General features: G+C 73.8%; 9 protein-coding genes and 1 pseudogene. 7 read left to right on the top strand and 3 right to left on the bottom strand.

Features of this window, described 5'->3' with window-relative positions; translation table 11 throughout:
* Both F8274_RS32090 and F8274_RS24520 read left to right on the top strand, forming a co-directional pair.
* Nucleotides 1-127: pseudogene (locus tag F8274_RS32090) on the top strand (PH domain-containing protein); the annotation flags it as partial.
* Nucleotides 128-206: 79 nt separating this feature from the next.
* The gene (locus tag F8274_RS24520) at nucleotides 207-2225 is read left to right on the top strand and encodes a bifunctional diguanylate cyclase/phosphodiesterase (protein WP_225853952.1); all 2019 of its coding nucleotides are present in this window, start codon (nucleotides 207-209) and stop codon (nucleotides 2223-2225) included.
* A 31-nt stretch (nucleotides 2226-2256) separates the two neighbouring features.
* On the opposite strand, the gene F8274_RS24515 is transcribed toward F8274_RS24520, so the two are convergent.
* Nucleotides 2257-3276: a LacI family DNA-binding transcriptional regulator gene (locus F8274_RS24515; RefSeq protein ID WP_151464723.1), complete on the bottom strand. Its 1020-nt coding sequence runs from the start codon at nucleotides 3274-3276 to the stop codon at nucleotides 2257-2259.
* 341 nt (nucleotides 3277-3617) lie between these two features.
* Here F8274_RS24515 and F8274_RS24510 point away from each other — a divergent pair, with 341 nt between their 5' ends.
* The 4 genes from F8274_RS24510 (at nucleotide 3618) to F8274_RS24495 (ending at nucleotide 9384) form a co-directional block, all read left to right on the top strand.
* On the top strand, nucleotides 3618-4901 hold the full coding sequence (locus F8274_RS24510) for an ABC transporter substrate-binding protein (RefSeq protein ID WP_151464722.1): 1284 nt from the start codon (nucleotides 3618-3620) through the stop codon (nucleotides 4899-4901).
* An 82-nt stretch (nucleotides 4902-4983) separates the two neighbouring features.
* The gene (locus tag F8274_RS24505; protein ID WP_151464721.1) at nucleotides 4984-5997 is read left to right on the top strand and encodes a carbohydrate ABC transporter permease; all 1014 of its coding nucleotides are present in this window, start codon (nucleotides 4984-4986) and stop codon (nucleotides 5995-5997) included.
* A gap of 55 nt (nucleotides 5998-6052) precedes the next feature.
* The gene (locus F8274_RS24500; protein WP_151464720.1) at nucleotides 6053-6931 is read left to right on the top strand and encodes a carbohydrate ABC transporter permease; all 879 of its coding nucleotides are present in this window, start codon (nucleotides 6053-6055) and stop codon (nucleotides 6929-6931) included.
* Nucleotides 6928-9384, top strand: a complete 2457-nt coding sequence (locus F8274_RS24495; protein ID WP_151464719.1) for a glycoside hydrolase family 2 protein — start codon at nucleotides 6928-6930, stop codon at nucleotides 9382-9384. The genes F8274_RS24500 and F8274_RS24495 overlap by 4 nt, the downstream gene beginning before the upstream one ends.
* 96 nt (nucleotides 9385-9480) lie before the next feature.
* Here F8274_RS24495 and F8274_RS24490 read toward each other — a convergent pair whose 3' ends face one another.
* Both F8274_RS24490 and ilvD read right to left on the bottom strand, forming a co-directional pair.
* Nucleotides 9481-10203, bottom strand: coding sequence for a hypothetical protein (locus F8274_RS24490; RefSeq protein ID WP_225853951.1), 723 nt, complete (start codon nucleotides 10201-10203; stop codon nucleotides 9481-9483).
* Nucleotides 10204-10246: 43 nt separating this feature from the next.
* The gene (ilvD, locus tag F8274_RS24485; protein ID WP_151464718.1) at nucleotides 10247-12094 is read right to left on the bottom strand and encodes a dihydroxy-acid dehydratase; all 1848 of its coding nucleotides are present in this window, start codon (nucleotides 12092-12094) and stop codon (nucleotides 10247-10249) included.
* 111 nt (nucleotides 12095-12205) lie between these two features.
* Here ilvD and F8274_RS24480 point away from each other — a divergent pair, with 111 nt between their 5' ends.
* Entirely contained in the window at nucleotides 12206-14656 is a 2451-nt protein-coding gene (locus F8274_RS24480) for a bifunctional diguanylate cyclase/phosphodiesterase (protein WP_151464717.1), read from the top strand.
* Nucleotides 14657-14930 lie beyond the last annotated feature (274 nt).

The raw sequence follows: 14930 nt of genomic DNA, 5'->3' as shown, positions 1-14930 counted from the left end.
CGCGCTCGTCGCGGTCATCGGCGCGCTGCCGCTGGCCACCGCGCGCTGGTGGCTGCTCTGGGTGCTGCTGATCCCGCTGGCGGTCGCCGTCTGGGCCTGGCGCGCCGGCACCGACGCCGACGCCCGCCGAACGCTCCGGCGGTACCGGTCCGCCGGACCGGCCCGAGCCGGCCGCCGCCCGGCCGACCGGCCGGCGGGCCCGCCGGGTGGCGCTGTCCCGCCGGGTCGCCGGGATCCTCGACGTTGCCGTGCTGGCCGCCGGGCTCACCGTGGCGGTGCTGCCGCTGACCGAACCCGCGCACCGGCTGCCGGTCGCCCTGGCCGGCCTGGCGGTCACCGCCCCGCTGTACGCCGTCGCCCTGCTCCGGCTGCCCGGCCGCTCCCGGCTCTCCGGCGCGGAACGGCTGCGCCGCGGCGTGGACGTGGTCGGCCTCGGCGTCAGTCTGGTCTTCGCCGGCTGGGTGCTGCTGCCGACCGGCCCGGTGCCGCCGGCCGCGCGGGCCGCGAGCGTCGGCGGCGCGCTGGCGCTGGCCGTCCTGCTGGTCGCCGCGTTCGCCGAGCGGCGCCGGCGACCGGGCGCGGCCCTCTGCCACGCCGGCGCGGCCGCCACGCTCGGCGGGCTGGCCCTGCTCGTGGTGCTGCTCGCCGGCACCGCCCCGGACCGGGCCGTGCTGGCCGTCGCGCCACCGCTGCTGGCCGGCGCGCTGCTGACCGCGGGCGGCGCCCGGCGTACCGCGGCCGGTGAGCGGCCCCGCACGGGCGCCGCGCCGGCCGCCTGGCCCGGGCTGACCGCGCCGGCCGGCATCGCGGCGCTGGCCGCCGGTCACCACCTGTGGACGGTGGGACAGTTCACCGCACCGGAGATCGCCCTGGGGCTGGCCGTCATCCCGCCGATGGTGGTCCGGGAGGTCCTGGCCGCCGCCGACCACCGGCGCCGGGCCGAGCGGCTGGCCGCGAGCGAGGCGCGGCTGCGGCTGCTGGCCGGCGACGGGGAGTGGCCCGCGGACGCCCCACCGGCCGACCGGGCCGAGCTGGTCCGCGCGCTCGCCCGGCGCGCCGGCGGCGCGCTGCTCGTCGTCGACCTGCACGGCGCCGACGAGACGGCGGTGCTGGACGGGCCGGTGCTGGCCGAGGTCGTCCACCGGCTCCGGGCCGGATCGGGCCCGCACGACCTGGTGGCCCGGCTCACCGACACCGAGTTCGCCGTGCTCACCGACCTCGGGCCGGTGCCCGCGTACGCGCTGGGCATCCGCCTGCTGGCCGCGCTCGCCGAGCCGTGCCCGCGACCCGGCGGGGCGAGCCGGATCCGGGCCAGCATCGGGCTGGCCGAGACCACCGGCGGCGAGCCGGAGGACGTGCTGCGCCAGGCCGACCTGGCCCGCCGGCGCGCGGTGCAGCTCGGCCGCGACCGGGTCGAGTGGTACGACGCCTACCTGGAGGAGCAGCTGGTCCGCCGGCTCGACCTGGAACGGGAGCTGCCGGGCGCGGTCGCCCGGGGCGAGCTGGACCTGGTCTACCAGCCGGTGCTGGCGCTGGCCGACCGGCAGCCGGTGGGCACCGAGGCGCTGCTGCGGTGGCGCAGCCCGGTGCTGGGCACGGTGCTGCCGGCCGAGCTGCTGCCCGTGGCGGCCGACCTCGACCTGCTCGGGGAGGTCGGGCGGTGGGTGCTGGACCGGGCCTGCCGGCAGCTCGCCGACTGGTCGGGGGGCGGCCGGGAGCTGTGGATGGCGGTCAACGTGACGCCCCGGGAGCTGGCCGCGCCCGACTTCGTGGCCCGCACGGCGACGGCGCTGGCCGCGTACGACGTGCCGCCGGAGCGCCTGGTGGTGGAGGTGGCCGAGCCGGCCGTGGCCCCCGAGCTGTCCACCGTGGTGGCCCGGCTCGCCGGCCTCCGGTCGCTCGGCGTCCGCACCGCGCTGGACGACTTCCGCGCCGAGCACGCCTCGCTCGCCCAGCTCCGCCGCCTGCCGATCGACCTGCTCAAGGTGGGCCCGCACCTGGTCGGGCCGGCAGCGGACGGGCAGCGCCCGCTCATCGACGTGGTGGCCAACCTGGGCGACCGGCTCGGCCTGGAGGTGGTGGTCGAGGGCCTGGAGTCCGACGCCCAGGTCGCCGGGGCACGCCGGGCCGGCTGCCGCTACGGGCAGGGCTTCGCGTTGGCCCGCCCGGCCCCCGCCGAGCGGATGGAGGCGTGGTTCGAGGAGTTCCCGTCGACACCCGGCTGACCTGGCCGTCCAGCCGGTTCGCTGAACCGGTTCACCGAGGCCGCGGCGGTGCGGTGCTGCCGCGCGGCGTGAGGTGGGCGGTCTCGTCCTGGAGGCCGGTCACCGGCTCGCCGGCGATCACGGCCAGGAGTTGCCGCGCGGCGTGCGCCCCGTACGCGGGGATGTCCCGGCCCAGCGCCGTCAGCGGCGGGTGCACGAGCCGGCAGAGCGGGGAGTCGTCCCAGGCCACGATGGACAGGTCGCCCGGCACGGCCAGCCCCATCTCCTGGGCCACGGACAGGCCGGCGACCGCCATCACGTCGTTGTCGTAGATCACCGCGGTGGGCCGGGCGGCGGAGCTGAGCAGGCGGCGGGTGGCCCGCGCGCCCTCCTCGCCGGTGTAGTCGGACCAGACCGTGGTGGCCTCGTCCAGCCCGAGCCGCCGGCACACCTCGGTGAAGGCGTCGGTGCGGATCTCGGTGTGCAGCAGCGAGGGGAGCCCGCCCACCCGGGCGATCCGCCGGTGCCCCAGGGCGACCAGGTACTCCACGGTCTCGACCAGGGCCGCCGCGTCGTCGGACCAGACGCTGGCCAGGCTGCCGGTGTGCCCGGGACCGCCGATCACGACGGCCGGCAGTTGCAGCTCCTCCAGCGCCGGCACCCTCCGGTCGTCGGTGCGCAGGTCGCAGACGAACACGCCGTCCACCCGGCGCTCGGCCCACCAGCGGCGGTAGACCGCGATCTCGGCCTCCTGGTCGGTGACCACCTGGAGGGTCAGCGCGTAGGAGCGGGCCGACAACTCGGCCTCCACGCCGCTGATCAGCTCCATGAAGAAGGGCTCGATGCCCAGTATCCGGGCCGGCCGGCACAGGGCCAGGCCGACCGCCTTGGCGGTGGCGCCGGAGAGCGCCCGGGCGGCGCTGCTCGGGCTGAACCCGATCTCGGTGGCGATGGCCAGGATCCGCTGCCGGGTCGCCTCGGACACGCCGGGCTGGCCGTTCAGCGCGTACGACACCGCGCCCTTGGAGACCCCGGCCCGCCGGGCGACATCGGCGATGGTCGGCCGCTTCACCGGCGCTCCTCCACTGGTCCGGCCCTCGCGGGCCCGTTTCACCGCCGGGGTGACCGGCGGCTGTCACGCTACTGCACCGGGGTCGCGCCGCGGTCGCTGCGGCACGTTCGCTCGCCGCTTGCGCGGTTAAGCGAACGACCTCACCCATCGCTCGCCGGGCCGTTCGGCCGCCGAAGAACGCTTGAACCCGCACCAACGGCGGTGATCAGGCTACCGGACGGCCCCGCTTGGCACCGGCCGTTGACAGCCCATGAGGTGCCCCGTACGTTGTGCTCACTTATCCGGTTCAGTCAACGTTCCTCGATATCGGGAGCGTTCCCACATTCGGCGCGGAGGATGACATGAAACGGTCCTGGACGCACTGGGCCCGGGCGGCCACCGTGGGTGCCGTCAGCCTGGTCATGGTCGCGGCCTGCAGCGGCAAGAGCACCACGGGCGGCTCCGACGCCGCCGGCGGTCAGGTCACCCTGAAGATCAATTTCTGGGGCGACTTCGGCCTCCAGGGCCTCAAGGCGAGGTACGAGGCCGACCACCCGAATGTCAAGATCCAGCTGAACTCCGGCGAGTACAACGCGCAGCACGAGGACCTGCAGAAGAAGCTCGTCGCCGGCAACGGCGCGCCGGACATCGCGGCGATCGACGAGGGCTTCATGGTCCAGTTCCGCAGCCAGTCCGACAAGTTCGTCAACCTGCTGGACAAGGGCGCCGGTGAGTACGAGAGCAAGTACCTGCCCTGGAAGTGGAAGCAGTCGCTCTCCGCCGACGGCCGGACCCAGATCGGCCTCGGCACCGACGTCGGCGGCCTGGCCATGTGCTACCGCACCGACCTGTTCAAGGCCGCCGGCCTGCCCACCGAGCGGGACCAGGTCTCCGCCCTCTGGCCCAACTGGGACCGGTTCATCGAGGTCGGCCAGCAGTACACCGCGAAGACCAACAAGAAGTTCATCGACGCCGGCACCAACCTGTTCAACCCGATCCTCGGGCAGCAGCAGGTCGGCTTCTACTCCGACCAGGAGCAACTCCAGATGGACGGCGGCCCGAAGGTCGCCTTCGACTACACGGTGAAGGCCGTCCAGGCCGGCCTGTCGGCCAACCTGGTCAGCTTCCAGGCCGACTGGGACAAGGGCTTCACCAGCGGCGCCTTCGCCGTGCTGGCCTGCCCGGCGTGGATGCTCGGCCACATCAAGGACACCGCGCCCGGCACCCAGGGCAAGTGGGACATCGCCGCGGTGCCCGGTGGCGGCGGCAACTGGGGCGGCTCCTTCCTGACCATCCCCAAGCAGGGCAAGCACGTCGACGAGGCGTACAAGCTGCTGGAGTGGCTGGTCGCGCCCGAGCAGCAGATCGAGATCTTCAAGAAGGTCGGCAACCTGCCCTCGCAGCCGGCGCTCTACGCCGACCCGGCGATCGCCGACTTCAAGAACCCGTTCTTCAACGACGCCCCGGTCGGCCAGATCTTCCCGAAGATGGCGCAGGGCCTCACCCCGCAGTACCTGGGCAGGAAGAACGGCCCGACCCGGGTCGCCGTGGAGAACGTGATCCGGCGGGTCGAGAACAAGAGCCTCAAGCCGGACGCCGCCTGGGGCGAGGCGGTCAAGGAGGCCGACAAGGCCGCCAGGTCCTGACCGGACACCGGTGACGGGGTGGGCCGCGGCCAGCCCCGTCACCGCCGTACCGCCTCACCCACCTCGGCCTTGGAGTGATCCGATGTCCACCACCCGTGCCGCGCCCGCACCATCGAGCCGCCCAGCCGGGCCGGAGCGCGGCCGCTCCGGCGGCGACGACCGGCGGCTGTCCTGGCGCGACCGGCTGTACCGCTTCGACATGCGCTACATGCCGTACCTCATGATCGCGCCGTTCTTCCTGCTCTTCATCGTGTTCGGGCTCTTCCCGCTGCTGTTCAACGCGGTGGTCTCGCTGCGCAACTACCGGCTGGACGACCCGACGCTGCCCTACTGGGCGGGCGGCGAGAACTTCAGCCGGCTCCTCGGCGACGAGGACTTCTGGAACGCCCTCTACAACACCTTCGGCATCTTCCTGCTCTCCTCGGTGCCCCAACTGCTGCTCGCGCTCGTCGTCGCCTCGCTGCTCAACCGAAAGCTGCGGGCGCAGACCTGGTGGCGGGTGGGGGTGCTGCTGCCGTACGTGACCCCGATCGTCGCCTCGACCATGGTGTTCAGCGTCTTCTTCTCCCGCGACTTCGGCATGGCCAACTGGGTGCTCGGCCTGTTCGGCCTGGGCGGCCCGGACGACCCCATCGACTGGCGGGCCGACAAGCTGCACTCCTGGATCGCCATCGCCACGATGGTCAACTGGAAGTGGATCGGCTACAACGCCCTGCTCTACCTGGCCGCCATGCAGTCCATCCCGCGCGACGTCTACGAGGCGGCGGCCATCGACGGCGCCGGGCCGTGGAAGCAGCTCTGGCGGATCACCGTGCCGATGATCCAGCCCGTGGTGCTCTTCACCGTCATCCTCTCCACCATCGGCGGCCTCCAGCTCTTCACCGAGCCCATGCTCTTCGACCCGAACGCCCAGGCCGCCACCGGCGGGCCGAACGGCGAGTGGCAGACCATCGCCCAGCTCATCTACAAGGTCGGCTGGAAGGACCTCAACCTCGGCTACGCCGCGGCCATGTCCTGGGCCCTCTTCCTGATCATCCTGATCGTCGCGGGCGTGAACTACCTCGTGACGAACCGACTGTCCGGAGGGCAGCGGTGAGCGCGAGGAACGCAGCGAAGCGGAGTACCGCAGTCGCGAACGGAAGGAGGCTCTGATGACCGTCGCACCCCCGCGCCGTCGGCCGCGGCTGGTGGCCCGGGCCCCGCAGGAGACCGCCGCCGGGCTCTGGACCTACCTGTTCCTCGCGCTGACCATGCTCTTCGCCGCGTTCCCGCTCTACTGGATGTTCGTCATCGCGACCAGCGACGACGAGGCGCTCGCGAAGCTGCCGCCGGCGATCGTCCCCGGCGACCGGTTCCTGACCAACGTCGACGAGGTCTTCTCCCTCCAGGACGTCTACTTCGCCGCCTCGCTGGTCAACAGCGTCATCGTCGCCACCGTGGTCACCGCCTCGGTGCTGTTCTTCTGCTCGCTGGCCGGATTCGCCTTCGCCAAGCTGCGCTTCCAGGGCAGCAACGCCCTGATGCTCTTCGTGGTGCTCACCCTGACCGTCCCCAACCAGCTCGGCATCGTGGCGCTCTACATCGTGATGGGCAAGCTCGGCTGGAACGGCACCCTGCTCGCGGTCATCGCTCCCGGGCTGGTCACCGCGTTCGGGGTGTTCTACATGCGGCAGTTCATCGTCAACACCGTCCCCGACGAGCTGGTCGAGTCGGCCCGGATGGACGGCGCCACCACCATGCGGGTGTACGCCAGCATCGTGCTGCCGGCCATCCGCCCGGCCCTGGCCGTGCTCGGGCTGCTCACCTTCGTGGCCACCTGGAACGACTTCCAGTGGCCGCTCATCACGCTGAGCGGCACGGACTTCCCGACCTCCATGGTCGCGGTCTCCGACCTGGCCAGCGGCAACTACGTGATCTACCGGCGTGTCCTGGCCGGGGCGTTCATCGCCACCGTGCCCCTGCTGGTCATGCTGTTCATCGGTGGACGACAGATCGTCCGCGGAATCATGGAAGGCGCGGTGAAGTCGTGAGCAGTCAGACGCTGCACGAGGGTTGGCTGCTACGGGCCGTGCCCGGCCCGCAGGTGCCGCCGGAGGTCGCCGGGCGGGCGGTGCCGGCGACCGTCCCCGGCTGCGTTCACACCGACCTGCTGGCGGCCGGCCTCATCCCCGACCCGTACCTCGACGACAACGAGAACCGCCTCGGCTGGATCGGCCGCACCGACTGGGTCTACGAGACCACCGTCGACTGGCGGCCCGGCGACGACGAGCGGGTCGACCTGGTCTGCGCCGGCCTCGACACGGTCGCCACCATCACCGTCAACGGCACCGAGGCCGGCCGCACCGAGAACCAGCACCGCGGCCACCGCTTCCCGGTCGGCCCGCTGCTCCGGCCCGGCGCCAACACCCTCACCGTGCGCTTCGACTCGCCGTACCGCTACGCCGAGGCGCACCGGGACCGGCTCGGCGACCGGCCCAACGCGTACCCGGAGCCGTTCCACTTCATCCGCAAGACGGCCTGCAACTTCGGCTGGGACTGGGGACCGACGCTGGTCACCGCCGGCATCTGGCAGGAGGTCGGGCTGCACGCCTGGTCGGTCGCCCGGCTGGCGACCGTCCGCCCACTGGTCACCGTCGAGGACGGCAGCGGCCGCGTGGAGCTGCACGTCGAGGTCGAGCGGACGCGGGACGAGCCGCTCACCATCCACGCCACCGTGGCCGGCGCCGCCGTCGAGGTCACCGTCCCGGCGGGGGAGCGCCGTGCCGTGGCGACCCTCACGGTCCGCGACCCGGCGCTCTGGTGGCCCGTCGGGTACGGCGAGCAGCCCCTGCACGACCTCGACGTGACCCTCCGCGCCGCGGACGGCCGGGCGCTGGACGGCTGGTCCCGCCGGATCGGCTTCCGCTCGGTACGGCTGGACACCGCCCCCGACGCCCACGGCTCCGCGTTCACCCTGCACGTCAACGGGGTGCCGGTCTTCGTGAAGGGGGTCAACTGGATCCCCGACGACGCCTTCCCCAACCGGGTCACCCGGGCCCGTCTCGCCGAGCGCTTCGCGCAGGCCGCCGGCGCGAACGTCAACCTCCTGCGGGTCTGGGGCGGCGGCCGCTACGAGTCGGAGGACTTCTACGAGCTGGCCGACGAACTCGGACTGCTGGTGCAGCAGGACTTCCTCTTCGCGTGCGCCGCCTACCCCGAGGAGGAGCCGTTCCGCACCGAGGTCGAGGCGGAGGCGCGGGAGCAGGTCACCCGGCTCGCCAGCCACCCCTCGCTGGTGCTCTGGACCGGCAACAACGAGAACATCTGGGGCTGGCACGACTGGGACTGGCAGAAGGCGCTCGCCGGCCGCACCTGGGGGCGCGGCTACTACCTGGAGCTGCTGCCCGCCGTCGTCGCCGAGCTGGACCCGACCCGGCCGTACTGGCCGGGCAGCCCCTGGTCGGGCAGCGAGGACGTGCACCCCAACGACCCGGCCCACGGCACCACGCACATCTGGGACGTGTGGAACACCGACGACTACACGAAGTACCGCGAGTACGTGCCCCGCTTCGTCGCCGAGTTCGGCTACCAGGCGCCCCCCGCGTACGCGACGCTGCGCCGAGCCCTCTCCGACGAGCCGCTCGCCCACGACTCACCCGGCATGGCGCACCACCAGAAGGCCGCCGACGGGGACCGGAAACTGCGGCGCGGCCTCGACGCCCACCTGCCGGCGCCCGCCGACTTCGACGACTGGCACTACCTCACCCAGCTCAACCAGGCCCGGGCCATCCAACTCGGCGTCGAGCACTTCCGCTCGCACCGGCCGGTCTGCATGGGCACCATCGTGTGGCAGCTCAACGACTGCTGGCCGGTCACCTCCTGGTCGGCCGTCGACGGCGACGGCCGGCGCAAACCCCTCTGGTACGCGCTCCGCCGCGCCTACGCGGCCCGGCTGCTCACCGTGCAGCCGGCGGACGGCGGGCTGGCGCTGGTGGCGGTGAACGAGACCGGCGAGGCGTGGCACGCGCCGGCCACGGTCACCCGGCTCACCCTCGCCGGGGAGCCGAGGGCGAAGACCTCGGTGGACCTCGCCGTCCCCGCGTACTCCTCGGTGGTGCTGGCGCTGCCCGCGGAGGTGGCGCGGCCGGACGAGGCCCGGCGGGAACTGCTGGTCGCGGCGGCGGGGGACACCGCCGAGCGGGCGCTGTGGTTCTTCGCCACCGACCGGGAGGTCGAGTGGCCGGCGGCGGAGTTCTCCGCGTCGGTCGAGTCGGCGGGCGACGGCCAGCGGGTGCGGGTGACCGCGCGGACGGTGCTGCGTGACGTGACGCTCCACCCGGACCGGCTGCACCCGTCGGCGCAGGTCGACCAGGCCCTGGTCACCCTGCTGCCGGGCGAGTCCACCACCTTCACGGTCACCGCGACGGAGCCGCTCGACGCGACGGCCCTGACCACCCGACCGGTCCTGCGCTGCGTCAACGACCTCACCAAGGGCGCGGCCTGAGCCCCGCCCAGGGCATTCGGTTGGCAATCTTGGCGGGTTGCCGTTCGAGGCGGACGGCAACTCGCCAAGATCTTGCTTCGGGCACGCAGTCGGCGGTCAGTTCGGCAGGGCGGCCAGGCCGGCCAGGAGTTCCCAGCGCTCGGCGTCGGTCAGCACCGCGTACGCGGGCTCGTCGCGGCGGTCGGTCTCCGCCTCGATGGCGGCGCGCTCGGGCCCGTCGGGCAGCGCCCGGATCTCGTCGGCGGTCAGCCCGGCGGCCCGCCACGCCGCCCGGTGCGCGTCGGCGCGGTGGTGACGCAGCGAGCCGAGGCGGGTGACCAGCAGCAGTGCCGGCGAGGCGCCGTCCGGCTCGTACGGCGGGGACATGGCCCGGAACGCCGGTCCGCCGGTGGCCTGCCCATGTGCGAGCACCCGGCCCACGAGGTCGGCCAGCCGGGGCACGATGCGCAGGCCGGGCAGCATTCCCGGCAGGTCCGACCACAGCTCCTCGGCGGCCTCGGCGGTGGCCCGCTGCGCGAACAGCGCCAGCTCCCGGCCCCGCTCGGTGAGGTGCCAGGCGCCGTCGGCGTCCACCGTGGTCACACCCTGGGCCAGCTCGCGGCTCATGTCGCCGTCGGTGTAGGCCAGCCCGTCGGCGAGGGCCTCGGCGGGCATCGGGCGGGCCAGCACCCCGGAGAAGAACGAGTTCTCGTAGCCGAGGTCGGCGCCGCGTTCGGCGTAGAACTTCTCCATCCGGGGTCGGGCCGCCCAGCGGGCGCCCACGTACACCCGGTCGATGGCCGGTCGGATCAGTCGCGCGTAGCTCACGGTCGTCTCCACGCCGCCGGACGCTACCGGCGGCGCGGAGAGCTGTGGGGGCGGCTCACTCCGGGACGCGGCGGTAGGCGCCGTCGCTGGCCGAGGTGGCCATCGAGGCGTACGCGCGCAGCGCCGCGGACACCGGCCGGATCCGGTCGGCGGGCGTGTACGGGCGGTCCCGCTTCTCCTCGGCCACCCGGCGGGCGTGGAGCACGTCGTCGGGCACGTCGAGCCGGATCGACCGGGCCGGGATGTCGATGACGATCTCGTCGCCCTCCCGGACCAGCGCGATGGGCCCGCCCGAGGCGGCCTCGGGGGAGACGTGCCCGATGGACAGGCCGGAGGTGCCGCCGGAGAACCGGCCGTCGGTGAGCAGCGCGCAGGAGCGGCCCAGGCCGCGGCCCTTGAGGAACGAGGTGGGGTAGAGCATCTCCTGCATGCCGGGGCCGCCCTTGGGGCCCTCGTAGCGGATCACCACCACGTCCCCGGCCACGACCTCCTTGGCCAGGATCGCCGTGACCGCGTCGTCCTGCGACTCGTAGACCTTGGCCGGCCCGCGGAAGGTCAGGCACTCCTCGGGGACGCCGGCGGTCTTCACGACGCAGCCGTCCGGCGCCAGGTTGCCGTGCAGGATGGCCAGCCCGCCGTCGGCGCTGTACGCGTGCTCGCCGTCCCGGATGCAGCCGCCGGCCGCGTCGGTGTCCAGGGAGGACCAGCGGTTGGTGGTGGAGAACGGCTCGGTGGTGCGGACCCCGCCCGGCGCGGCGTGGAACAGCTCGACCGCCTCGGCGGTTGCCGAGCCGCCCCGGACGTCCCAGTCGGCGAGCCACGTCTCCAGCGAGGGGGAGTGCACGGCGTGCACGTCGCGGTGGAGCAGGCCGGCCCGGTCCAGCTCACCCAGGATGGCCGGGATGCCGCCGGCCCGGTGCACGTCCTCCATGTGGTACTGGGGCGAGTTCGGCGCGACCTTGGCCAGGCAGGGCACCCGGCGGGAGATGGCGTCGATGTCGGCCACCCCGAAGTCCAGCTCGGCCTCGCGGGCGGCGGCCAGCAGGTGCAGCACCGTGTTGGTCGAGCCGCCCATGGCCACGTCGAGCGCGACGGCGTTCTCGAAGGCGTCCCGGTTGGCGATCGACCGGGGCAGCACGGAGGCGTCGTCGGAGTCGTACCAGCGCTTGGCGATCTCCACGGCGGTGCGGCCGGCCTCGAGGAAGAGGGACCGGCGGGCGGCGTGGGTGGCCAGCGTCGAGCCGTTGCCGGGCAGCGCCAGGCCGATGGCCTCGGTGAGGCAGTTCATGGAGTTGGCGGTGAACATGCCGGAGCAGGAGCCGCAGGTCGGGCAGGCGGAGCGCTCGATCTCGCCGAGCTGGTCGTCGGTGACCGCCTCGTTCGAGGAGGCGATCATGGCGTCGATCAGGTCGATCTTGGAGTGGACGACGCCCTCGATGGCCACGGTCTTGCCGGCCTCCATGGGGCCGCCCGAGACGAAGACGGTCGGGATGTTGAGCCGCAGCGCGGCCAGCAGCATGCCGGGGGTGATCTTGTCGCAGTTGGAGATGCAGACCAGGGCGTCCGCGCAGTGCGCGTTGACCATGTATTCCACCGCGTCGGCGATCAGCTCCCGGCTCGGCAGCGAGTAGAGCATGCCGCCGTGGCCCATGGCGATGCCGTCGTCCACCGCGATGGTGTTGAACTCCCGGCCCACGCCGCCGGCCTCGGCCACCGCGTCGGCGACCAGGCCGCCGAGGTCCTTGAGGTGGACGTGGCCGGGGACGAACTGGGTGAAACTGTTCGCGATGGCGACGATCGGCTTGCCGAAGTCGTCGTCGGTCATCCCGGTGGCCCGCCAGAGGGCCCGGGCGCCGGCCATCGTCCGACCGTGGGTGGATGTCCTCGACCGCAGCTCAGGCATGCCTACCAGTCTGACACCGCCGCCGCGGTGGCCCCCGGGCACGCGCGCCGTGTCCCAACAGTTGCACACCCGGTTCCCCACGGGGGGCGCCGATCCGGCACAGTTGAGGTCGTGCAGTCGTCCCCGGGCATGGTCATCGTCGCGGTGCTGAGCGGGCTCGCCGCGGCCGGCGCCGCCGCCCTGCTCGCCGCGTCGGCGCGCCGCCGGGGCGGGCCGCACCGGCGGGCGCACGTGCTGCTCGCGGCCGCCGCCGGGGTCGCCCTGCTCAGCCTGCTCCTCGGGCTGGCCGGCACGCTGGCCGCCGGCGACCACTGGGCGCACCGGCAGGGGCAGCGCACCGGCTGGGCCACCGTCGTCTCGCTCGGCACCACGCTCGCCGGGCTCGGCCTCGGCGTCGCCCTGCTCCGGCTGCCCGGCACGGCGGCGGCCCGGGCGGCCACCGCCCGGCTGCTGCTCGACGGCGTGATCATGGCGGGCGCGCTCTGGTTCGTCGGGTGGGCGCTGTTCAGCCCGCCGACCCGGCTGCTCGGGGACGCGACCCCCGTCGCCTGCGTACCCATCCTGCTGGCCACGGTCAGCGCGGCGCTCACCGCGGGGCTGACCCTGATCATGGTGTTGCGGGCGGCGCCGCCGCGCGGCCGGCTGGTCCTGCTCGGCGCCGGCGCGACCGGGGTGACCTGCGGCGGCCTGGGCCTGGCCGCCGGGCTCTGCCAGGCCGGCCCCGCCCTGGCGTTCGCCGGCGCCGCGGTGATCGCCGCCGGCCTGCTGGCCACCGCCCTGGCCGCGCACCGGGTGGACCTCCCGCAGGTCGACGTCGACCTGATCCGCCGCGACGGCGAGTACGCCTTCGTGCCGATGTTCGCGATGGCCGCCTCCGCCATGTACCACCTGGTGCAGGGCGGCCGGTTCGACGTGTTCGGGATCGCGGCGGGCAGCGTGGAGGGCTTCGCCCTGGTGGCCCGGCAGTACCTGGCCCTCAACGACGTGCGCGGCTACGCCAGCCGGCTGGCCGAGCGGGAGGCGCACTTCCGCGAGCTGGCGCACACCGACCCGCTCACCGGCCTGGCCAACCGGCGCGGCCTGCTGCGCGCGCTGCACCGCTGCGCCGAGGCCGGCGTCCCCTGCGTGCTGCTCGGGCTCGACCTGGACGGCTTCAAGAACGTCAACGACATGCGCGGGCACGACGTCGGCGACGCGGTGCTGGCCGAGGTGGGGCGGCGGCTGCGCGGCAACCTGCGCCCCGGCGACCTGGCGGCCCGGCTCGGCGGCGACGAGTTCGCGGTGCTCATGCACGGCACGACCGAGCCCGGGCCGGTGGCCGAGCGGCTGCTCGGGGTGCTCGGCCGCCCCTACGAGGAGGCGGACGGGCCGGTCTTCCTCTCGGTGAGCATCGGGGTGGCCGGCGCCTGCGGGGAGACCGACGTCGAGCTGCTGCTGCGCAACGCCGACCTGGCGCTGCGCTACGCCAAGCAGCGCGGCAAGAACCGGATCGAGCGCTACGACGCCACCTACGACCAGCTGCTGCGCCGGCGCACCATGCTGGAGCACGAGCTGCGCGGCGCCATCGAGCGCGACGAGCTGCGGCTGGCCTTCCAGCCGGTGGCCTCGCTGCCCTCGGTCCGCCCGGTCGGTGCCGAGGCGCTGCTCCGCTGGCACCACCCGGAGCTGGGCAACGTCCGGCCCGACGAGTTCATCCCGCTCGCCGAGGAGTGCGGGATGATCTCCAAGCTGGGGGCCTGGGTGCTGCACCAGGCCTGCTACCAGCTCTCCCGGTGGCTGGCCGACGGGCACGACGTCTGGGTGTCGGTGAACGTGTCGCCCCGGGAGCTGCATGCCCCGGAATACGTGGTCCAGGTCGCCGACGCGCTGCGCGCCCACCACGTGCCGCCGCAGCGGCTGGTGCTGGAGGTCACCGAGCACGCCGTCGCCACCGACCTCGACGAGCTGATCCGGCGGCTCACCGCGCTCCGCCTGACCGGGGTGCGGATCGCGCTGGACGACTTCGGCGCCGGCTACTCCTCGCTGGGGCAGCTGCGCCGGCTCCCGATCGACATCCTCAAGATCGATCACAGCCTGGTGGCCGAGCACGAGCCGGTCCGGCCGGTGGGCCGCGACGGCCCGGCGTTCGCTCCGATGGTCGACATCGTCATGCGCCTCGGCCACCAGCTCGGGCTGGAGGTGATCGCCGAGGGCGTCACCACCCCCACCGAGCTGGCCGCCGTGGTGGCCGCCGGCTGCCGCTTCGGGCAGGGCGCGGCCTTCGGCTGGGGCGTGCCCGCCGAGCACCTGGAGGCCATGCTGGAGGCGGCCACCTCGCCGGGCAACCGCCCGACCTCCGTGCCGCCCGCCGCGCCGGCCCCGCCGGCCCGGACCGGGCCGTCGCCGCTGCTGCCCCGGCTCCGGTCGAACCCGCCCGCCCAGGTGCCCGCACCGCGTACCTCGAATGAGGGATCTTCGCAGGTCGCACCGGCCGTGGACGGCGCTTCGGGAGGCGACACGCCCACGTCCGTGAACCAAAATGTGGGATCAGTTGACTCATCGCGTGAGATGCGTCAGGCTTGACCGCATGTCGTCGAACCGGTCGCTGCGAGTACTTACCTGAGCGCACTCTCCCACTGAGAGTGCGCTGGCCCCGTGCATCTGCACGTGGGCCGTTTTTGTTGCCGTCGGAGCATCGCCGGGACGCCCGCGTCCCACCCTGAGAAGCGCATCACCCACTCCAGCCGAAGGCCTGAACCGCCATGACGAGACCCACGCCAGAGACCCTCGCCCACTCCGTCCGGCGCGCCCGCCCGGCCACCGAGCCGGCCGGTGAGGCCGAGCACGCCCCCGCCCC

Source organism: Micromonospora sp. AMSO31t, assembly GCF_008868175.1.
Taxonomy (GTDB): domain Bacteria; phylum Actinomycetota; class Actinomycetes; order Mycobacteriales; family Micromonosporaceae; genus Micromonospora.
Note: the sequence above shows the minus strand (reverse complement) of the source record. Positions and strands in the feature narration are given on the sequence as shown.

What these genes read in the sequence shown, in the direction of transcription:
- F8274_RS24510 (WP_151464722.1), top strand. Translation starts at nt 3,618, where the DNA reads ATGAAACGGTCCTGGACGCACTGGGCCCGGGCGGCCACCGTGGGTGCC.
- F8274_RS24505 (WP_151464721.1), top strand. Translation starts at nt 4,984, where the DNA reads ATGTCCACCACCCGTGCCGCGCCCGCACCATCGAGCCGCCCAGCCGGG.
- F8274_RS24500 (WP_151464720.1), top strand. Translation starts at nt 6,053, where the DNA reads ATGACCGTCGCACCCCCGCGCCGTCGGCCGCGGCTGGTGGCCCGGGCC.
- ilvD (WP_151464718.1), bottom strand. Translation starts at nt 12,094, where the DNA reads ATGCCTGAGCTGCGGTCGAGGACATCCACCCACGGTCGGACGATGGCC.